Genomic DNA, 19,937 nt, shown 5'->3' on the forward strand with positions numbered 1-19,937 from the left:
CTCCTTTATTTGAAAGTAAAGTAAGTATATAATGAGTGAAAGGAAAAAAATAGTACGCACTTTATTGATTGCTACTATCAGAAAGGATAGTGTTCATATGAGTATGGCTGATTATAAAGAAAAGGGTAATATCCAAGAGACACCTTTTGGCTATACATTGAAAGTAATAGGAGGTAAATGGAAAATGCTTATAATTTACCTTTTAGCGGAAAATCAACCCGTTCGTTTTAATGATATGAAAAGAAGAATAGGAACTATAACCTTTAAAATATTAAGTTCTCAACTTAAAGAATTGGAAGCAGATGGAATAGTTCGAAGGAAAGAATATCCTCAAATTCCACCAAAAGTGGAGTACAGCCTCACACAAAAAGCAGAATCTTTATTACCCATTTTAGAACAGTTATGTGAATGGGGAGAAAAAAACCGCAATAGTTTGTGAAAAGACAACTTAAACAGCTCTTCTTACCACATTGATCAAATCAGCTTTACTCAAATATGTACGTGCCTATTCAACACGATTGTTTAATACCGATTGTTTCCCAACACTCTTAGACAGCAAATACTATTAAGGAAAACATTCGAAAATGAATAATAAGATTGTACTTAACGAACTAAAAATTGAAAATATTCATAAACTAGCCAGGCATAAACGTCAAACCTTGGGCTTTGTAGGGGGGGAAACTCCAATTGCTAATAATATTTTTACAATAATTGAAAACTTAGACATTAAACTGCTGGAGTACCCAATCAAATCAGAGGACGGGAATCCAGCTTTTTCAGCTGCACTCATGTATTCCGAAGAAGGTGGCGAAGAACTTGTTTTTATTGGTTTGAATACTGCCGATTATTTTGATAAACAGGTTTTTGCTCTTGCTCATGAGCTATATCATTTTTATACGAAAACTGGATCTCACTTGAGTCGATTAGAAGATGAAGAACACAACTTAATTGAAGCACAGGCCAACCGATTTACAGCTGAATTCTTGTTACCAGAAAGCATCCTGGAAAGCATCGTTCTTAGAGAATTCAAAACATCTTCGCTTCAAAAAGTGCACACCAAGACCATACTTCGTTTCATTGCAAGGCTTCAATGTACATGGTGGCTACCCTTTCGTTCATTGGTTAAGAGATTAAAGAAGATCAATGCAATTTCAGAGGAACAGTATACTGAACTTTATGCTACTGACGAACGTAATCTTAATAGCGAATATGGTCGATTAGGCCAAGCCATTAACAAAGATATCTTTTCTAAGCTTAACACTACTACTTCAACAACTGATATCTCTCCAAAAGACATCGAGGTCATTATTCGTAACTTTGAAGATAATATTATAGAGGAAGATAAATTTACTGAGACATTAATCTTGTTTCATAAAAACCCTGATGACTTAGGATATGAGTTTACAATTTCGGATGAAGATATGGATGAATTTGAAGCCTTCTTTAAAGAGGAGAGAGACAATGATAGTTAACGTAACTTCCTCTAACCCTGGTTTAAAAAGTATCTTTAAGCATCCTGATCAAATGATAACAATGGATGCTAATTTTCTTATTCCTCCAGATAGAAGTAAACACGCAAAGTATAGTTTTCGTTTCCCTAAATTTAAAGAAGTGTGGCTAGACCCAATCTTTGAAGCATTCCCTAACTTAGCGATACACGAGGCCGTCTATGATGAGTTGGTTATACCGTCCGTTCAGTTTTATATTGATAGTCAAATTAATAGTACTCCACGTCGCTTAGTTGTTCATCAAGATGCGGCTTTAACTCCTGAAGAAAAAGTGTTAAGAGATTCCATTGAAGAGAAAATTTGTCCATTAACCAAGTATGAGCCACTACTAGATAATAAAGAGGATCGTGGTGAAGTAAAGTCCCTAGCTTTCATTGCTATAAAAGAATTACTGTACTTTGCTGCTAATGATTCGAATGCTATTCAATTGGTTGAAAAGGCTGAAGAGTGGACTACGGGACTAGATAATGTATAAGCTATCAAAATGTATGAGCTTATTTATTATTTACACAAAATGGATTTCGGTGATAGAAAATCCTTGAGAATACTTTACAAATATCAATATTATCTAACTCCTTATGAAAAAAAGAATAATCCAGAATGGGGACAATTTGTTGAGGGAATGAATATCCTCTATTCCTCTGTTTTGGATGAAGATTAACGAACCCACCAAGAAACCATCCAAAACCTAGATGCTAACTCGGTGGGTTGCTAGTTTTCCGCTATTTTCTTTTCTTCCTATTTCTCGGACGTTTTGATATAGGTGCCAGTCCTCCAAAAACATTATTGCACGACACAGTATATGCGATTAACATACAAATGATGTATCAACAAAAAAAGCTATGGAATCAAGAAGCGAAAGAACGCCTAAAGGAAGTTTGGAAGAATTTTTAGAATTCCAAATGAAATATAAAGCAGACACAGTAAAAGAAGCTTTCCCCCCCACAGTAGATGGTAATGAAAAGGATGCTTTGTCAGACTATTACGAGTGGGAAAGTTTAGAAGAAGAAATTCAAGACTTAAAAGAAAAAGTGTATGGAGATTGAAAGAAGGGAAAACACAAACAACACCTATCTGCATGGGGGGGAAACAACCCTCACGATTCAGCAAACACGCCACCTGAAATACGAATCAAATCCGAACCACATCATCATCACTACATTCTAGGCGATTGGAATAAAAGGGAAGCTAATTGTATGTATAACATTAGATGATGCATTTCAATTTGTTGCCTATTATATTCGAAGTGGGGGGGAAGAATATATACAAAAGAGAAGTAGAGTATTAGATTGCCAAGCGATTCGATGCTCTATTTTTAAATGCAAGCAAACACTCATTACAAAAGCAACATGATCTAGCAGGATTTTGTAAAACAATGATCACCAATACATTACATAATACATGATCATGTATTCATATATATAAATCGAAAACTTCCCCCCCGATTCTTGTTTTCATTTAACTAAAAACAGAAAGTGGAAGACAACAAGGGTCATCTACTCATCTGTCATCCCAGCGAAGACAATTGTATTTTCGGAGGGTCTTGCACCTATAACTGGCGCCTATAACTCATAAGTTTGATATATGCTCAAGTTCTCACATAAATACACCCAAAAAATAAAGCGCATGTATCATACTTCAATCAACAATACACACGCAATGCTTTCCTATACTTCTATCTGAATCCATCACCGTACTTAATACGTACATGATTGTATATTTTGACTTCAATGATATTAGAACCTGAATTATTCATACTTCAAATTTAAGTCGTAGATAAAACCAAAATCTAATGTTTTTCTATATCATCGAAAAAATTCATAGTAAATTAGAACACTTCGATGTGATTTTCAAGCAAGTGCTTGAGGAAAGTCAGTTTTTGGACAGACCGCTCCCTCGGTCTGACATTAACTTTTAAAAAAACAGGTATTAAGAGATGTCTACTCTAGCTTTAGGTTCTGAATTCGCTGAAGCACTTTCCAAAAGAGTTCTTGGTACACGAAACTTGAAGATAGTTTAAAGTAAAGGGATCTTCCTGACTTTACTAATTTACTAGCAACTTTAATAATCCGTGTCCGTATTGTTTCGATTTGCATAGTCTTTTTGTTCTTCAGGAAAACAAAGCGTACGCAGCCAATTCGTTAGGTTATAAGCTAGCAGACTCAACATCATCTTTCCTTCATTCACTTGGAAGGAATGACTATTCATTTTATCTAAATAGAAGCCATTCTTGGCTTCCTTGATGTAGTTCTCCATTGTCCCTCTTTTTTGGTAAGCAAGGACGATGTCCTTGGGAGAAAAGGCATCCACTAAATTAGTCACAATGAACGAATGGTTAAAAAATAATTCACCTGCAGGGCGTACCGATTTTATAATCACTTTTCTAGGTTTAGACCATGATTTCGCTTGATAAAGGGTTTCTTCATAATAACATTCCGTTTTCGTTACATCGGAAGTCATTAATGATGGATGAAGTTCATCCGCAATTCGTTGTAGATTCGCATTTGCTTTGAGTCGAATAACGTAATAAACGGATTCTCTTTCGCACAAATCGTACAGAGCTGGGACGGCAAAGCCACTATCCCCCCCACGAACAAATGGTGTCGTTTCTGGGAATTTATTATTGTAATGTTCAACCAACGGTTGAATAAAATCAACAACACCGTTAGAAGTATAGACATTCCCAGGACGAAGCTTAGCTTTGATAAAGTCACCGGTTACTCCATCGAATACAACTAATGGGTGGAAACCAACTGTTCCGTAATGGGCATTGTAAGCCGCGGATTCTTGATTTCCATAGGTATCTGAATGCGTAGAATCCAAATCAAATATGAGTGCCTTTGACTCTCTGAATTGATGTGCTTTGTCAATAAGTTCTTGGTTAGCTTGATTTAATTCCTCTATGGATTGGCTATCAAACCGTTTAAAAAAACGTGACAAACTAGGTTGGGAAGCTAACACATCCGTTCCAATGATTTGAGTAAATACAGGGTCTTTCGTTAGTTGATCAGCAGCGTCATCTTCGGAATAGCCAGCAATAATTTGATATATCTTCTGGCGAAGCAAGTTCTCATTTGAATGAAAATAGTAAAGTCTTTCATCTTTCAAATTTAAATGTTTAGCCAATATTTCTGAAAAGCTAATTTTCTCATCGAATTCTCTAAAGAAGAATTCACCTGTATCTGACGAAAGTTCTCCTCCATCATTTGATAGTTTAATTTTACGATTGAAATCAAGCGTTAGTTGCGGTAAAGTAGCCATTATAAGAATCCTTTCTGATGGTTATTTCGTAGATGCTTTAACCTTATCAGAAACGGGTTCTTTTTTCATTTTTTAAGTGAATTACTATTTAACCAGAAAGCTTATTAGATAGACGTTAGTAGCCAATTAAAGATTTTCTATGAATAATTCAGGTAGAATTATAGCTTAAGACTCAGGTCGAGGTGAATTTTTTGTAATATTAATAAGATAGAAAACTAACGAAATGATAAAGATCGTAATTAAAAAACCGTTACTAGGGCTTACTATCCAACTTGTTAACGAACTTACCAATGCAAATATCGACAAATTGCTTAAGATAAGAAATAAAAGAGCATTTTCCCCTATTTTTCTCAGCCAAGAAATATCGTTAAAATGAAATTCCAACCATTTCACAATTAAGAAATACATATAAATAAAGAATGTGGATCCCAATATCCAATAAATAGATGGAGGGAATCTTTCAGGTAATTGAAAATGATTAATGATTAAAAAAACAAGAAATATTAGTGTCCCAATCACAGATGAAATAAGTATTTTCCAATTAAAACGGATGGAATATCTAGCAAAGTAGATTCCTATTATGTAAAAAGGAAAATATTGAATAACAGGAAAAGTCGGAAACAAATCAGTACCAATAAGCAAGCCAAGTTGAGGAGTATCAATCAAGCCATAATCCATTTTCGTGCTTATCAACAATAATCCGGTAATTATTAAGAAAATTGATGGTTTTTCGATCATCCACTTTATAAATGGAAATAGCAAGATACCCATAAATAATATCATGGAGAAAGATAATAAAAACTCTGACCACCCTGGAATTACTTCTAGCAATAAAACAGGATAAATGGTTTTCCATGTTAAACTTTCATTAGCAACAAAAATTTGAAAAGCTATACCTGAAATATAAAATGCGAGTAAAGTCTTTATACTTGCTACAAGCATTCTTCTATACACATTCGCAAATGATTTACGATAATATACAAGCTGATTGACATATCCAAAACAGAAAATAAACCCTGAAAACGTAACCAAATTAAAGAATTGCGTTATTATTTCAACTGAGTCGAAAATGGCTGGATCACTAAAGAATTGCAGAACATGGGTATAGATCATTCCTATGACTAATAATCCCTTAAAATAGTCGATTGCATAATTCCTATTAATTGATATATCCTCCCCCATTGTTATGAATATTAACGCAGGATTGTTCAGGTAACTGAACAATCCTGCGAAACTTCCCTATGCATCATTTACTTCTTTTAATTTTTCCATGGACTTTAGGTTCTCTGTTTTCATATAATAATCCATTTACTTCCTGTTGTACATCCGTTATTTGTGTGTAACAATATCCGCAAATATAAGGAATTTCTTTTATCGCATTAGTAATTTCGCGATATCGTCTGATAAATTCATCCTCTGAATTTACTTGATTACCATAACCCCCCCAACCTCTGTTATCATTAAAAGCGATCCCGCCATATTCAGTTAGAATTACTGGCTGGCCTTTATACTCATATCCTTGTGCGAATGCATATTTAGATTTGTTATGTGGATGGAGATTATTTAGTATTCTATCTTTATCCTGATAACGTGCTATAAATGCATCAGCAAATTCTTCATAATCATGCAGCGAAATAATATCGGATACCGTATGCTCCCAACCATCATTTACAATAATCGGTCTTTGCGAATCTATTGCTTTTGATAAATGATAAATAGCTTCAGTAAATGCTTGCTGTTTATTGTCTGTCAAAATCCTCGGCACACCCCCCACGATTCATTAAATGGGACCCAAGTAATAAGTGATGGATGATTATAACGTTGTCTCATAATATCTAACCATTCTTTCGTGAAGTTTTCTATTGCTTCATCCGAAAACTCATAGGTTGCTGCCATTTCTGACCAAACGAGTAATCCCTTTTTATCACACCAATACATAAATCGATCATCTTCAATTTTTTGATGTTTACGAACACCGTTGAATCCCATTGCTAATGTTTTATCGATATCCGATAATATAGCTTCATCTGACGGCGGAGTTAACATCGTGTCTTGCCAATATCCTTGATCTAACAATAATTTTTGATAAATCGGTGAATTATTAAGCAACACTTGCCCATTTTTAATAGATATTTTACGCATACCAAAATACGACTTAACTTCGTCTTTTAAACGATCATTGACATACAGTTGAAAGGTAACATCGTATAGATTAGGATGTTTCGGTGACCATAATTTAAGTTTCCATTCATGAATTTCTGCTAATAAATCTATATTTAGCTTCAATAAATTACGATCCGGATAAATAGAAGTCTTCTTTACAGAACTACCATCAAACGTAATAATGGTATCAAGCCGCCAGTTTTTATCAACATCACCTGCTAAGCTATATTCAAACGAAACGGAATTTGTATCAACATCTGGATCTATCTTCACAGAATCTATAAACTCCGCAGGAAGAAATTCCAACCAAATTGTCTGCCAGATTCCAGTATTTTGTACATACCAGCAACCATAATTTTCTTCCCGCCACCTTTGTTTTCCACGAGGCTGATAACAACTATTACTATCCTCGATTTTTATAACAATTTCGTTTTGTTTATCTACATCCACAGCATTGGTAATTTCAAACGAAAAAGCAGCATTTCCTCCGCGATGTTCACCAATATAGGAACCATTAATCCATACCTGTGTTAGATAATCAGCTGCTTGAAATCTTAATATAACCTTTTTATTACGTGACCGTCTTGGAATCTCAAATGTTCTTTTATACCATATATGAGGATGAAATATTTCATCTCCAATCCCACTTGCCTTTGTTTCATAAGTAAAGGGAACTTGAATTTTTTGATCGAAGGAGGCTGATAAAACCATCCTTGAGTCTGTCCTATATTTTTATCATCAAAAGCAAATTCCCATATGCCGTTCAAATTAATCCAATCTTCCCTCTGATATTGAGGGCGTGGATATTCAGTGCGCTGATAGTTCGTCATGTTTTCTGTCATTTCAGTCCATCCTTTCCTATCCTTTTATTCCGGTAAAACTTATACCTCTTACAATTTGTTTTTCAAAAATAAAGAATGCAATAATAACTGGAATTGAAGCTACAGCATTTGCTGTCATTGGTAACACATATGCTTGAGTATATGCTGAATTAAAAACCGGAATTCCGACTGGTAGCGTATATAGTGTTTCTGATAAAGTAGATAAATATGGCCAAAGAAAGTTATTCCATGAACCGATAAATGTGAAAATACAAATTGCAGCCATTGCTGGTTTAGCTAACGGTAATACAATTTTGTAATATAATTTAAAATAGGAGCAACCATCCATTATTGCACTTTCAATAAGTTCCTTTGGAACACCATCATAAAAGCTCTTTAAGATAATTACTCCTAGTGGTGAAGCGATCATTGGCAATATTAAACCTGCATAAGTATCAATCATATCCATGCTTTTAACAATTTGATATAATGGAATTATGGTAGCCTCACCAGGAATCATTAATCCTATCAAAAAGAAAAGAAAAATGGACTTTCTAAAGCGGAATTTCATCTTCGAAATCGCAAAAGCTGCCAGAGAGGTAATGATCAATGTCAAAATTGTCGTAATTACTGCTACAATAAAACTATTAAACAACCATCTTATTATCAGACTTTCCGCTATTAAATTCCAATAATTAAACAACGTAAATGGCGGGATAAACCATTCCAATGGCTGATTAGTGGTAAAACCATTGGGCTTGACCGAAACAAATAACATCCAAATAATCGGGACAATAAAAACGATGGACATGAAAAATCCTATGAATACTTTGATTCCATGATAGGGATCTCGATTTCTTTCCAACAATTTTGTTTTATTTACCTTTTTGTTTGCCACTATTCTCCCCCCATTCTCTGATGCTTAAGCTGAATTATAGAAAGCGCTAACAATATGACGAATAATGCGTATGACATTGTTGCAGCGTATCCTAAATTATTTTGTGTAAAACCAACCTCATAAATATATTGAATTAATGGTCTAGTTGCCCCACTCGGACCACCGCCTGTAATCAGTAAAATCTGCGCAAACACTTTATATGATGCTAATATCTGCAGCAAAATAATCACTCGACCAATTGGTATCAGTTGTGGTAATGTAATAAAACGAAACTGATCCCAACGTGAAGCCCCCATCAATTTCACTTGCTTCATATAGTGAGTCAGGTATATCTTGTAAGCTGGCAAGAAATAAGATCATATTAAAACCAACCGTCCACCAAAGAGTAACCACAATAATCGTTACCCAAGCTAGAATATTATCTCTTAACCAAAATGGTTCAGCATCCACACCGAATGATTGAATAATTGTATTTACAAAACCGTTATACGGTTGCAACATAAATACTGCGATAAACGATATTACCGCTACTGACAGTATACTTGGAAGGAAAAATGCACTTCTAAAGAATCGCTGAAATCTTGTCTTAAGATTTGCCAAAAGTGCTAAGTATAACGCCAATAGTACCATTGATGGTGTGGTTAAAATAACAAACAATGTTGTATTCTTCAAAGTCTGCCAGAATTGTTTATCCGTAAACATTTTTTGATAATTTTCCATACCAACGAAATCTAATTTTCGAATTAACGTCCAATCAAATAAACTCATTTCTAATCCTTTGAATATTGGAAAAATAGTAAAGATAAAATAAGCAATAAAAAACGGTAGTAAAAACGGAATCGCTCTCAGCTCATTTACCCATGCATTCTTCTTCATCTCGATTCGTTAACTCCTTTCTGAAAAAGGGTAAAAAAGTGGATATCTTAATGATTAACTTAGTGACACCCACTTTTTTAGAACATCTATTCGCCAATCAAATCCTTCACTTCATTTTCTATTTCATCGAATACTTCTGCTGGCGTAACATCACCCGACCACACTGTATCTAAATGCCTATGGATAATGGATTGCACCCCTCGAGTATGAATATTTCGATCTAAGAAATTTACATAGCTAGCTACTTCTGCATATTGGCTACGATAATCCATACTTTGAAATTCATCTGATTCCACTACGGTATCCTTCGCTGGAATATGACCAGCTTGAGCCCACATAGCACCATTTTCCGCAACAAATTTCATAAATTCTGCAGAACCTTTTGTACTTCAGCATCCGCGTTATCATAGTAAGGCATAATCAAAGTATGAGAGCTTCCCCCATACACCTTTTTGTTCAAATATTCGTGGAATTGGCATAGGTGTGAAATCTAATCCATCTGTTTTCTCCCAAATACCAGTAGCCCAAACTCCGGTTGTAATAGTAGCTGCATTCCCTGATTGAAATTCTGAATAAAAATCCTCTATATTTAAAGGAATAATTTCCTCTTCATGATAGAGACTTTGTACAAATTCAGCTGCTTGAATAGCCTTTTCAGTATCCAAATCATAAGATGGATTCTCTAAATTATCCTCTGTAGTAATACCTCTTCCTCCAAGCTGACTATACAGTCCCCCCCACCAAAACCAGTAAGGATCATTTCCAGAATTTGAAAAGGCGAATGGCATGTTCCCCCCCTCTGGTAAGTTCTCTTTTAACGTATGAAAAAATTCGAGATATCCTTCCATAGAATTCTCCATTTTGATAGTTCCATCATCATTAAGCAAACCAGCATTTCCAACTAATTCATTATTGATATACATGATCTGAGCATGTGTATCAATCGGAACTGCATAGTGTTGATCATCAAAAATAGTTGCTTCTAATATATTAGAATTAAACTCATCCCATGCAATACCTACCTCAGATGCAATATCGCCTAGATCAACTGCTAAGCCTTGATTAACTAATTCTGGTAAAATATAATCATGAGATATTGCTACATCCGGTCCTTGACCTGCACCAATACTAGTAAGTAATTTCGTATAATATTCCGAGTGTTCTTGCATAATATTATTTACAAAAAATTCCGATTGATCTTCATTGAACTTATCAACCATATTTTGCATATACTCAGCATCTCCACCACTAAACAAGTTCCACATTACAATTTCTGTAGCCCCCCCCTTAGGAACTTCAACATCTGATCCCTCTTCAGATTCTGAATCTGAATTTTCAGAATTAGAACATGCTGTTACAAATAAGAATATTCCTCCAAATGCCAACAGTGTTAAAATCCATCTTTTCACTAGTAATCCCTCCTTTAATTAATACAAATAATCAGGATAATAACTGTTTATCTGTAATTTATTATATGTATGCGCTTTCGCTTTATGCTTGTCACTTAGTTTTTATAATTTATATTTGAATACATTTCTTTTGTAATTAATTGTCGTGTTAATTTTTAAAGTTTTTAAAAAAAGACTTCACCATTTAATGGCGAAAATCCTTATCAAAATAATCGATCTCATACTTTAATAAAATTCAAGCTCTAACTTAATATCCTGAGAATAATCTCCAAAATGTTTACCTAAAATATTCATTCCACCTTTGTGATTAGCGTCATCTTTGATCCCAATACGAAATGATACATATTCCTTTTCAAGTAAATTTAAATCATCAATCGTTACACTTGAAAGATAAAATTCATCAATCATAGTTTTTTCGTTTGTAACTTTCCAAGTCTTAAGTGTTCCATATTGCGTGCTCGTGGTTTCAGCCCAATATTTAGGGTTTAGTTTACCAGGACGATCTCCAAAATCCCCCCCAGGACTAGTCCAAGTACCGACATCGACACCATTGATCCAAACTGTAATGTCAGAAGGCCAATTATGATCATGATTAGGAGCCTCAGAGCAAATTTCTAATGAGAATTGAATATTGCTTATTTTTGCCTCGTTTTTAATGATAATTGGAAACTTATACTCCAAAAACCCTTTCCGTGTCCAAATAAGCTGAGCTGTACTCCGAGCTGGACTATAAAAATGAGCAGGTTCATCTTCAGGTACAATTAATTGTTGTTGATCGGCCATTCCACATGTTGGGGCAACTTCAAAATCAGTATACTGCCCAATGGGCATTTCAATTTTATAACTCTCTTTATCATGTTTAATCTTTATAACTTCATTAAGTTTGATATGAATATCATCAAAATTTCTAGTACATACTTTCATCGCACCTCTGCTAGCAGGACGCAATTCAGTATGAATGAGATTAGCTTCTTCTAAAACTTTAACATGAGATGCAGCTGTAGAAACGGGAAGACATAGTTTTTCAGAAAGCTGATGAATATTAAGATTATCTTTGTTTAAAAGAGCAATAATTTTTAATCGGTCTTGTGAAGACAACGCATGAGTAACTTTCCTTAATTTTTTTGGATGGTTTAGTGATAGTTCTAACAATGAACTTCCTCCTAGTTTCATAGTTATTTAATAAAGTTAATAATTATATTTTATGTATTCATCTATATATATTATTAATATATAGTTGTTTTATACAATATATTTGTATTATTTTAAGCACTGAAGAGTAATCTTTTGAGACCGTCAAGAATTATGTGTAAATAAGTAAATCCTTTTCTTGTATGTATGTTCATTAAGCCTGTTTGAACATCTCAGCCAGCTCTGCACGCGCTTGATCGAATCCGATATGGCATCGGGTGGAGAAGTTCTGGTTATAGATTTCGAACTGGGAAACCAGGAAGCGATCCAAGGAATCTTCGTTTGGAAATTGCTCCTTACGCTTGCTGTATTTCTTCACTTTCTTGTTGAACGACTCGATGAGATTCGTTGAATAGATGCTTCGCCAAATGGATTTTGGGAAGTCGTAGAAGGTAAAGATATAGGGATTTGCTTCCAATGATTTCGTCACTTTGGGATAGGCAGTTTTCCACTTGTCGACAAAGGCTTTCAACGCTTTTTCACCCAGTTCCCGGTTTTCTGCCCGGTAGACCGATTTGAAATCATCGAGAATCTCCTTGCGATCGGTGACGCGAACTTTGTGGCGGATACCACGCGACAGGTGGACGCAGCACGCCTGATATTTCGCATCGGGAAAGACCGCAAAGATGCGATCAGTGATGCCTTTCAAGCCGTCGGAGATAAACAGCAGCACCTCTTCGACACCACGCTCTTTCAAGTCCAATAGGACTTCTTCCCAAACGAATGCGGATTCCGTAGGTGCCACTGTATAGGCCAACACTTCTTTCGAACCGTCCTCTCGGATGCCAATAGTAATATAGACGGCTTCCTTAGAGACCGTGTCGCGCTTGAGGGAAATGTAAGTTGCATCCAGATAGACACAAGCGTAGCGCTGATCTAACGGACGAGATTTAAACGCTTCAACCTGTTCGCTCATGACTTTCGTCATATTGGAAATGGTTTGCGGCGTGTAGTGATGGCCGTACATTTTCTCGATCAGATCCGAAATCTCGGACATCGTGACGCCTTTCTGGAACATGTGAATAACGAAGGCTTCTAGCGTATCGTTTGAGCGCTTGTACGGAGCGACCGTCTGTTGGTTGAATTCGCCATTCCGGTCCCGTGGCATCGAAAGTTCTAAATCGCCATACTCCGTATGAAGAGTACGCGTGTAAGCACCGTTGCGGGAGTTACCCGAGTTGAAGCCGATGCGATCGTATTTTTCGTAATCCAGGAAAGCTGTCAGTTCGGTTTGGAGGAGCGTATTGACCGCTGTCTCCAGATGTTTACGGAACTTCGGAGATGTCTTCTTTTTTTACTAGAGCTTGCATAATATCTGTTGTAAACTGAGTCATAGGGAAGGCCTCTTTTCTGTGAATTGGTTGTGGTGACTTAATTCTACAAGAAAAGGTTTTCCTTTTTCTATTTATTCATTTACACAAGATATTTTACGCTCTCAATCTTTTTCTAACACTGTTAATTTATATGACTAAATAAATATGTTTATTTTTACTCTTGTAATGTGATTATTGCGGATGAATTGAGCCACTTATGCGGAGTTTTGAGCCAGTTAATGCGGAAAAATGAGCCACATTCTGCGGAATGGAGAGCCAGCACTATAAATAGAATAACCTCTTGTATAATTAAATGGCATGCAAACAAGCATGACACTATTATACAGGAGTTTTTTTTATGGTTAATTGTCGTAAGATTTTCGAGCTGTATTTTGATGGGGGGGTCAGTCAAAGAACCATCAGTTCTAGCACTGGTCACTCCAGGAATACAGTTTCTGAGGTCATTAAACGCGCCAAGAAACTTGGTTTAGAAAGTTTGAGCGACACCATGATCAATTCATGGCTATTGGCATTTCTCTTCCCGGAGAAACAGGCTATTGAGAAAGGTTACTTACCAGTTGATTGGGAAAAGGTGCATAAGGAACTGCAAAAGAAAAATGTTACGTTGGCCTTATTGCATCACCCCCCCCTGTGTTAGCATGGTTGTCATAAGGTTCCATAGATCGTATAGTGAGTGTAAGAAGAAATGGAAAGGAAACTTACTATGACTAAATATAGCAAAACATTTAAACAATCGATCATTACGAGAATGATGCCTCCGCATAGTGAATTGGTTAGCACTATCGCAAGGGAAACGGGTCTCTCCGAAGGAACGTTATATAATTGGAAAAAGAAAGCAAAGGCAAATGGCATTCCCTTACCTAGTGGAGAGCAGGATTCAGAACGTTGGAGCACTCAGGATAAGTTTTCTGTCGTAATGGAGACCTTTCCTTTGAGTGAAATTGAACTAGCTGACTATTGCCGTAAGAAAGGGCTTTATGTCGAGCAGGTAGAAGCTTGGCGTGATGCCTGTATGCAAGCGAATGGTGGCATCGCACAACAAGCAAGTGCCTTTCAAAAAAGTGTACGTGAAAAAGATCGTGAACTCAAAAAACTGAACCAAGAGCTTCGCAGAAAGGAAGCAGCGCTTGCAGAAACAGCAGCCTTACTTGTTTTAAGAAAAAAAGCCAACGCGATCTGGGGGGGACAACGAGGACGAATGATCAGTGCCTCCGATCGCGGTCAAGCAATAGAGCTGATTAAAGAAGCTGTTACGAATGGTGCGCGAGAAGAAAAGGCATGTGAGGAGCTGGGTATCAGCAGACTTACAATACAACGTTGGAGAAGCAATCGAACACCTGCAGATGATCAACGTCCCCCCCATGCGGAGCGTCCTACGCCTAAAAACAAGCTGAGTGAAGAAGAAAGAGAAACCATTGTGCAAACGGTCAATCAACCAGCCTACAAAAAAGTTTACCGCCTAGTCAAATCGTGCCGAGACTTGCGGATGAAGGCGTTTATTTAGCATCTGAATCGACCGTATATCGTGTGCTGAAAGAGAACGATATGCAGCATCACCGTGGAAGAAGTAAGAAGCCGAATGTGTAGCCTATATCAACGCATCGTGCAACCGGTCCAACCAATTGTGGATGTGGGATATTACCTGGCTACCTGGATCAGCAAAAGGAATATACTTTTACCTATATCTTATCCTAGATTTATATAACAGAAAGATCATCGCGCATCTTCAGCCGCTCGTGCTGCACTCCGATAATGGCAGTCCGATGAAAGGCGCATCGATATTAGAAACGCTGTACCAGCTAGGGATCACTCCATATAGAAGCAGACCTAGAGTGAGTAATGATAATCCCTATGCAGAATCGATTTTTCGAACATGTAAATATCGCCCAGACTACCCAGCAAAAGGGTTCTCCGAACTGACAGAGGCAAGAGAATGGGTATTGGCATTTGTGCATTGGTACAACAAGGATCACCGACACAGTGGCTAATTTCCTAACGCCGAACCAAAGGATGATGGATCCGCAAGCGAGATCCTCGCGCACAGGAAGCGCGTATACGAACAAGCAAAAGCACGGCATCCAGAAAGATGGTCAAGGGAAACAAGGGATTGGACTCTTGAAGAGGAAGTTTGGCTTAATCCAGAACGATCAGAAAAGAAATCCGAGGAGAATAAAAAAACTTCTTAACGCTATACAAAATTGGGATTAAAAATGACAACTAACTTGTCAAACACCGTCAGTTAGTAACTCCAAGTAATATTTTATCATTTTCTTCTATCTTTCTTAAAAATTCTTCAAGAGAAGTCGCAATTTGAATATCATAATAGTAAACTGCACTTCTATTATTTTCATTCAATTCTATTGACATTAAAGCTGATTCACTGCCTTCAAAAAATATTAGTTTGTTATTCTCAAATTCATCATAGATTTCTATGTCGGGATAAAACTCAAAATCATTAACTCTTAATCGAAAATCCCTTACTGAATATGGTCCATAATACGATTAATATTAAACTCTGAACCTTTAATAAATCCGTAGCCCACCTCTATATAAAAATTAACTAACTCCTTAGGAAATTTTAAATCGAGTTCCTTCTCAACCTCTTTTATTTCGTTTTCAGTCACTGGATAAAAACTATTTTCTTGGTTTGTCTTAATAAATTCATTGCTCATTATTTTTTATCTCCTTTAAATAGTGTATTTGCTGGTGAACCTGCTCCATGAATACCAGCTTGATGCTCATTTGGGAATTTTGCAGGGTGCATATTCCACCATTCATATTCTCCGCCAAAAGTATTTTCAATTATATGATGAGCATCATACTTATCTCCTTGTTTCCTAATTATTTTACCTGTTTTTTCTGAAATAACATTTTCATTATACGCAGGCCACTTTTGCCCAGTATTTTCTTCCCACTCTTTAATTACTTTATTTTTCACTTTATCAAATTCTGCCCTATGCTTAGCTGTTTCTATTAGTGACATTTTTTTATATTCTTTATTTCTTAAGGCTTCCTTCAACTTCTCTATTTGGTTTATAGGTAACTCTCTGCCAGTTCGCCCTTCTATTTCTCTAATATATTTTTTTATTGTATCAGAATCTATCTTGTAACCCGTACCCTTAGTATTTCCCCCCTTTTCCACCACTACCACGCCACGAAAACACATAATGATTACCACCAAGCGAATCATGCACAACATAGACCTTGGGAATGAAATCATTCAACCAATTTAGCGCAGCATTAACTGTCCATGGCTTCTGCACTTTCGGGATGATGGCAGGCGGTTTCGGACTGGAAAGAGTAGATTTCTTTACCAGGTGGCTTGAGGTTGAACCTAATCCCCCAGTAGCTAGGACACTTGCTGATCCTAGACTATTCAGCCAATGCTCTGGTGACCAAGCTTCCTCAGGAGCAACCGCATTGACAACCATTTCACTTGGACCCATCGTAGCATAATTCAAGAAACTAGCGGTAGTAGTATCATGCTTGAATGTTTGGTAACGTTGATCAAAGCTTTCCCCCCCTATACCAACCACTCCATCTGGTAAACCAAGGGTTAGATAATTTACAAAGTCATAGCCTGAGTCGAACTTCTTATCATTTCTGTCTTGAGAGGAATCGACAACAGAATCTACTGCAGACTCACCGATTACCTTGAAACTATCCCATGACTTTGTGGCAGGCTGTATGATCGCTCCATCTAAAAACTCGCTACCAGTCGTTTTTACATTGGCAATATGGTCTTGATAGGAGAGACCAGCCTTAATAGATAACATTTGGTTACGTCTACCTGATGGGTGTATGTCTGTTGCCATCATCGGTTAGCTTGAAAAAATTTATTTATAGCCTGACTACTATCATCTAGATCATTAGTAAATTCTTGAAGATGCCTAGCTATGTTAGTATCTAATTGTTCATATACAACTGTAAATGCTTGAAGCAATATCTGGTGTAATTCTTGAAAATACATTTTTGCCACATCTGCAGCTTCTACTTGAAATAGTTACATATGTATTATCTGCTCCACGTCATGAATTTCTCATAAAAAAAGCACCTATTGCCTATTCTATTAGACAATCAAGTGCTTATAGTTAACATAGTATTTAACATTACTGAACTGATACCATAAATTCAGTAATAATAAGAATATGTTCCTTCAATTTTACTTTCTTTAGATTCTCAACTTTTTCTGCGCCACCTAAACCTAATAGAGGGGGTGTATCCAAAACACTCCTCATAGTTAGGGGGCACTGTATTTTTTAATCGCGTCAGAATAAGGCTGCCACATTAATTCATCGTTCATAAAATCATTATCTTTTAAGTCATCAAAAAAGAATTCAAATCCGGATGAAACAACATTAACATATCTTTTCCTAAAGTTTAATAAATTTACATACTTATCTTTTTCCCATACTATAATATCACCCATTGCGGTTGTAAAAATAGGAATGGCCTGCTCATACCTTAGATAACTTCTCTCTAAAATATCTAAATAATCGTCTGGATTAATAACTTTTAAAAAGTCATTTACGAAAGTACCAAAACCATATTTTTTCCATGTTTCTATTAATTCTTCAGGAAGTTTATCCTTAGATGGTAGATTTCGTTACCAGGTGATTTGAGGTTGTACTTAATCTCTAGTAAACAGAACACTTACTGTTCCACGGCTATTCAGTCAATGATATGGTAAAAAGGCTAAGGGATAGGATAAACTTAATAAGTAAAAAACCTTTAAAGCTTAGACACGCCACGAGTTTTGTCATTCTTGTTAATTTATAAGCTATTCCATGTCATAACTACCACTGCCATGCAAAATGTCATCTCGCCTAATTAACGTATTATTTTTACAAAACAAGTATTAAAACATAATACCTTGATGGTACAACTATCATGAATTATAAATTTCATACAGTCTTTTTTATCTTCTTTCATCTATTAATTATGAGAAATAACCTTGAATGAACTTATATCCATTCAATGTCAATTTTAACATTAATAATATTTTGTAAGTTATAATACAATATCTTGATAACCTACTTCTTCTACCATTTCATCTTCAATTTTTATTCCCAATCCATTATCAATATCCCAGGAGACATCACAAAGTAAACCTAATCTTCTTTTCCCATTCTTTCTTACTCTTCTTACAATTAATTCAACCGGTTTCACTATTCTCTTTAAATCTGAAATAGAATCAATCTTTGGTGCAAACTTATCTGCTTCTGATTCATTACCTAACATCTCTCTATACTCTTCATAGTTCTCATTATAGTAATCGTAAACTTGCTTTTCAGCCTCATTTATTATGTTTTTCATATCTTGTATAAAGTTAATAAATGCTTCTCTCTGCACATTTGAAAAATCAGCTTTTTCATGTGCATCTACACTTAAAAGTATTTCTTCATCCAAATCAAACATCCTTATAGTTGTTTTTCCTCTCCAAAAATTGTTTTTATATTCAAGCTTTCCAAATAAATCATCATTAATCATTGCCATCCTAATTACTCTCCTAACTTAACCTTTATATTATATTCCCCCCCAACTCCACCCATATGTCTAAAAACACTATTGATTTTACTTGGCACCAATTGTATCGTTTCCAAGTCGTTAAGTTCATGCCAAGTATATTTATTATCTTCTCGCCAATCAGCTATATCTTCTGCTGTCCATTTTTGTTCTGGTGTACTCCACTTTTTAGCCATTTCTTCATCAGCAGTTGAAAAGTTTAATTTTCTATCATTAGTCATATTTTCTAATTTAATTTCATCTTTGGAAAATGGAGAAAAGTCTGGCATTCCGTTTTTATACTCAACTCCATCAACCCCCCCTGCTTCATCAAGATATTTTTTTGTTTCACCGGTCTTATCTGAGATAAATAACGATTCTGCTCGATCGTTCTTCCATTCACCTTTATTAACAGGTGTAGTTTTTACTCTTTGTTCATAAGAGCTATATTTAGGCTCTACGTCAAATCCTCTTGTAAAGTCTATCTGCCTATTATTACCCGTACCCTTAGTACTTCTCCCTTCTCCACCACCACGCTTCGAAAACACATAATGACTACCACCAAGGGAATCATTTACAACGTAGACGTTTGGAAGGGGATCCTTCAACCAATCTAACGCAGCATTAGCTGTCCATGGATCTTGCACTTTCGGGACAGTGACAGACGGTTTCGGACTGGATATGGTAGATTTCGTTACCATATGGCTTGAGGTTGCACTTACTCCTCTGGTAAAAAGGACACTTGCTATCCCCCCCAGGCTATTCAGCCAATGTTCTGGTGAATAGGCTTCCACCGAGTTTACCGCATTTACGCCATTTCACTTGTTCCCATCGTAGCATAGTTCTAGTACCATTACCTATACCCTATGTTGTAATCTTAAAAGCTCTAAATAAAAAACAACTAATACCACTTACAAAGAATATCTATTTTCTATTAATAACTAGCGGTTCATTCGGCACTAAGTAGCCCC

General features: G+C 36.0%; 20 protein-coding genes and 6 pseudogenes. 7 read left to right on the forward strand and 19 right to left on the reverse strand.

Annotation, left to right across the window (positions count from 1 at the left end):
- The first annotated feature begins 97 nt into the window (after positions 1-97).
- From JCM21714_RS14395 to JCM21714_RS20215, 4 genes are all read left to right on the forward strand, one after another.
- Positions 98-439: a winged helix-turn-helix transcriptional regulator gene (locus JCM21714_RS14395; RefSeq protein ID WP_035725446.1), complete on the forward strand. Its 342-nt coding sequence runs from the start codon at positions 98-100 to the stop codon at positions 437-439.
- A gap of 145 nt (positions 440-584) precedes the next feature.
- Positions 585-1,472, forward strand: a complete 888-nt coding sequence (locus JCM21714_RS14400) for an ImmA/IrrE family metallo-endopeptidase (RefSeq protein WP_035725402.1) — start codon at positions 585-587, stop codon at positions 1,470-1,472.
- Positions 1,462-1,983, forward strand: coding sequence for a hypothetical protein (locus JCM21714_RS14405; RefSeq protein ID WP_035725404.1), 522 nt, complete (start codon positions 1,462-1,464; stop codon positions 1,981-1,983). Before JCM21714_RS14400 ends, JCM21714_RS14405 begins: the two co-directional genes overlap by 11 nt.
- Positions 1,984-2,350: 367 nt before the next feature.
- Positions 2,351-2,554, forward strand: a complete 204-nt coding sequence (locus JCM21714_RS20215; protein ID WP_235182906.1) for a hypothetical protein — start codon at positions 2,351-2,353, stop codon at positions 2,552-2,554.
- Between the two features lie 894 nt (positions 2,555-3,448).
- On the opposite strand, the pseudogene JCM21714_RS14415 reads toward JCM21714_RS20215, so the two are convergent.
- The 11 genes and pseudogenes from JCM21714_RS14415 to JCM21714_RS14450 all read right to left on the reverse strand — a co-directional run bounded on the left by JCM21714_RS14415 (position 3,449) and on the right by JCM21714_RS14450 (position 13,461).
- Positions 3,449-4,769: pseudogene (locus tag JCM21714_RS14415) on the reverse strand (IS1380 family transposase).
- A gap of 165 nt (positions 4,770-4,934) precedes the next feature.
- Complete coding sequence (locus JCM21714_RS14420) at positions 4,935-5,993, reverse strand: acyltransferase family protein (protein ID WP_035725409.1); 1,059 nt, start codon at positions 5,991-5,993, stop codon at positions 4,935-4,937.
- 22 nt (positions 5,994-6,015) lie between these two features.
- Entirely contained in the window at positions 6,016-6,522 is a 507-nt protein-coding gene (locus tag JCM21714_RS24850) for a hypothetical protein (protein ID WP_439644479.1), read from the reverse strand.
- Positions 6,519-7,643 (reverse strand): glycoside hydrolase family 2 protein, encoded by a 1,125-nt coding sequence (locus JCM21714_RS24855; RefSeq protein ID WP_439644480.1) that lies wholly within the window; start codon positions 7,641-7,643, stop codon positions 6,519-6,521. Before JCM21714_RS24855 ends, JCM21714_RS24850 begins: the two co-directional genes overlap by 4 nt.
- Positions 7,644-7,790: 147 nt before the next feature.
- Complete coding sequence (locus tag JCM21714_RS14430) at positions 7,791-8,651, reverse strand: carbohydrate ABC transporter permease (RefSeq protein WP_235182907.1); 861 nt, start codon at positions 8,649-8,651, stop codon at positions 7,791-7,793.
- Positions 8,651-8,965 (reverse strand): carbohydrate ABC transporter permease, encoded by a 315-nt coding sequence (locus JCM21714_RS22050; RefSeq protein WP_369403612.1) that lies wholly within the window; start codon positions 8,963-8,965, stop codon positions 8,651-8,653. Before JCM21714_RS22050 ends, JCM21714_RS14430 begins: the two co-directional genes overlap by 1 nt.
- Positions 8,847-9,527, reverse strand: coding sequence for a carbohydrate ABC transporter permease (locus JCM21714_RS14435; protein WP_235182909.1), 681 nt, complete (start codon positions 9,525-9,527; stop codon positions 8,847-8,849). The genes JCM21714_RS22050 and JCM21714_RS14435 overlap by 119 nt, the downstream gene beginning before the upstream one ends.
- Positions 9,528-9,613: 86 nt before the next feature.
- Positions 9,614-9,892 carry a hypothetical protein gene (locus JCM21714_RS22055; RefSeq protein ID WP_235182910.1) on the reverse strand — a complete coding sequence of 93 codons (279 nt, stop codon included), beginning with the start codon at positions 9,890-9,892 and terminating at the stop codon, positions 9,614-9,616.
- A gap of 39 nt (positions 9,893-9,931) precedes the next feature.
- Positions 9,932-10,936 (reverse strand): ABC transporter substrate-binding protein, encoded by a 1,005-nt coding sequence (locus JCM21714_RS14440; protein ID WP_235182911.1) that lies wholly within the window; start codon positions 10,934-10,936, stop codon positions 9,932-9,934.
- A gap of 225 nt (positions 10,937-11,161) precedes the next feature.
- Positions 11,162-12,088: an ArsR/SmtB family transcription factor gene (locus JCM21714_RS14445; protein ID WP_035725413.1), complete on the reverse strand. Its 927-nt coding sequence runs from the start codon at positions 12,086-12,088 to the stop codon at positions 11,162-11,164.
- 193 nt (positions 12,089-12,281) lie between these two features.
- Positions 12,282-13,461 (reverse strand): annotated as a pseudogene (locus JCM21714_RS14450) (IS256 family transposase).
- A 337-nt stretch (positions 13,462-13,798) separates the two neighbouring features.
- Between JCM21714_RS14450 and JCM21714_RS14455 the strand changes: the two are divergent.
- Positions 13,799-14,098 (forward strand): hypothetical protein, encoded by a 300-nt coding sequence (locus tag JCM21714_RS14455; RefSeq protein ID WP_084040849.1) that lies wholly within the window; start codon positions 13,799-13,801, stop codon positions 14,096-14,098.
- A 66-nt stretch (positions 14,099-14,164) separates the two neighbouring features.
- A pseudogene (locus tag JCM21714_RS19495) lies at positions 14,165-15,647 on the forward strand (transposase).
- 39 nt (positions 15,648-15,686) lie between these two features.
- Here the strand turns inward: JCM21714_RS19495 and JCM21714_RS14470 are convergent.
- The 3 genes and pseudogenes from JCM21714_RS14470 to JCM21714_RS14480 all read right to left on the reverse strand — a co-directional run bounded on the left by JCM21714_RS14470 (position 15,687) and on the right by JCM21714_RS14480 (position 17,279).
- A pseudogene (locus JCM21714_RS14470) lies at positions 15,687-16,133 on the reverse strand (SMI1/KNR4 family protein).
- Positions 16,133-16,573 (reverse strand): annotated as a pseudogene (locus tag JCM21714_RS14475) (T7SS effector LXG polymorphic toxin); the annotation flags it as partial. The pseudogenes JCM21714_RS14475 and JCM21714_RS14470, both read right to left, overlap by 1 nt.
- Before the next feature lie 7 nt (positions 16,574-16,580).
- Entirely contained in the window at positions 16,581-17,279 is a 699-nt protein-coding gene (locus JCM21714_RS14480; protein ID WP_235182912.1) for a hypothetical protein, read from the reverse strand.
- A 112-nt stretch (positions 17,280-17,391) separates the two neighbouring features.
- Here JCM21714_RS14480 and JCM21714_RS22060 point away from each other — a divergent pair, with 112 nt between their 5' ends.
- On the forward strand, positions 17,392-17,556 hold the full coding sequence (locus JCM21714_RS22060; protein ID WP_235182913.1) for a hypothetical protein: 165 nt from the start codon (positions 17,392-17,394) through the stop codon (positions 17,554-17,556).
- Positions 17,557-17,570: 14 nt separating this feature from the next.
- On the opposite strand, the gene JCM21714_RS22065 is transcribed toward JCM21714_RS22060, so the two are convergent.
- The 5 genes and pseudogenes from JCM21714_RS22065 to JCM21714_RS18715 form a co-directional block, all read right to left on the reverse strand.
- Positions 17,571-17,687: a T6SS immunity protein Tdi1 domain-containing protein gene (locus tag JCM21714_RS22065; RefSeq protein WP_235182914.1), complete on the reverse strand. Its 117-nt coding sequence runs from the start codon at positions 17,685-17,687 to the stop codon at positions 17,571-17,573.
- Between the two features lie 14 nt (positions 17,688-17,701).
- Positions 17,702-17,890: a hypothetical protein gene (locus JCM21714_RS22070; protein WP_235182915.1), complete on the reverse strand. Its 189-nt coding sequence runs from the start codon at positions 17,888-17,890 to the stop codon at positions 17,702-17,704.
- Positions 17,891-17,917: 27 nt separating this feature from the next.
- A pseudogene (locus JCM21714_RS22075) lies at positions 17,918-18,028 on the reverse strand (T6SS immunity protein Tdi1 domain-containing protein); the annotation flags it as partial.
- A gap of 443 nt (positions 18,029-18,471) precedes the next feature.
- Positions 18,472-18,957: a DUF6985 domain-containing protein gene (locus tag JCM21714_RS14490; protein WP_035725421.1), complete on the reverse strand. Its 486-nt coding sequence runs from the start codon at positions 18,955-18,957 to the stop codon at positions 18,472-18,474.
- Positions 18,958-18,962: 5 nt separating this feature from the next.
- On the reverse strand, positions 18,963-19,760 hold the full coding sequence (locus tag JCM21714_RS18715) for an HNH endonuclease (RefSeq protein ID WP_052000759.1): 798 nt from the start codon (positions 19,758-19,760) through the stop codon (positions 18,963-18,965).
- Positions 19,761-19,937 lie beyond the last annotated feature (177 nt).

Origin of the sequence: Gracilibacillus boraciitolerans JCM 21714, assembly GCF_000521485.1 — a bacterium.
Classification (GTDB): domain Bacteria; phylum Bacillota; class Bacilli; order Bacillales; family Amphibacillaceae; genus Gracilibacillus; species Gracilibacillus boraciitolerans.

What these genes read in the sequence shown, in the direction of transcription:
- JCM21714_RS14395 (WP_035725446.1), top strand. Translation starts at nt 98, where the DNA reads ATGAGTATGGCTGATTATAAAGAAAAGGGTAATATCCAAGAGACACCT.
- JCM21714_RS14400 (WP_035725402.1), top strand. Translation starts at nt 585, where the DNA reads ATGAATAATAAGATTGTACTTAACGAACTAAAAATTGAAAATATTCAT.
- JCM21714_RS14405 (WP_035725404.1), top strand. Translation starts at nt 1,462, where the DNA reads ATGATAGTTAACGTAACTTCCTCTAACCCTGGTTTAAAAAGTATCTTT.
- JCM21714_RS20215 (WP_235182906.1), top strand. Translation starts at nt 2,351, where the DNA reads ATGGAATCAAGAAGCGAAAGAACGCCTAAAGGAAGTTTGGAAGAATTT.
- JCM21714_RS24855 (WP_439644480.1), bottom strand. Translation starts at nt 7,643, where the DNA reads ATGGTTTTATCAGCCTCCTTCGATCAAAAAATTCAAGTTCCCTTTACT.
- JCM21714_RS22050 (WP_369403612.1), bottom strand. Translation starts at nt 8,965, where the DNA reads ATGAAGCAAGTGAAATTGATGGGGGCTTCACGTTGGGATCAGTTTCGT.
- JCM21714_RS14435 (WP_235182909.1), bottom strand. Translation starts at nt 9,527, where the DNA reads ATGAAGAAGAATGCATGGGTAAATGAGCTGAGAGCGATTCCGTTTTTA.
- JCM21714_RS22055 (WP_235182910.1), bottom strand. Translation starts at nt 9,892, where the DNA reads ATGAAATTTGTTGCGGAAAATGGTGCTATGTGGGCTCAAGCTGGTCAT.
- JCM21714_RS14455 (WP_084040849.1), top strand. Translation starts at nt 13,799, where the DNA reads ATGGTTAATTGTCGTAAGATTTTCGAGCTGTATTTTGATGGGGGGGTC.
- JCM21714_RS14480 (WP_235182912.1), bottom strand. Translation starts at nt 17,279, where the DNA reads ATGATGGCAACAGACATACACCCATCAGGTAGACGTAACCAAATGTTA.
- JCM21714_RS22060 (WP_235182913.1), top strand. Translation starts at nt 17,392, where the DNA reads ATGCTTGAAGCAATATCTGGTGTAATTCTTGAAAATACATTTTTGCCA.
- JCM21714_RS22070 (WP_235182915.1), bottom strand. Translation starts at nt 17,890, where the DNA reads ATGGGTGATATTATAGTATGGGAAAAAGATAAGTATGTAAATTTATTA.
- JCM21714_RS14490 (WP_035725421.1), bottom strand. Translation starts at nt 18,957, where the DNA reads ATGGCAATGATTAATGATGATTTATTTGGAAAGCTTGAATATAAAAAC.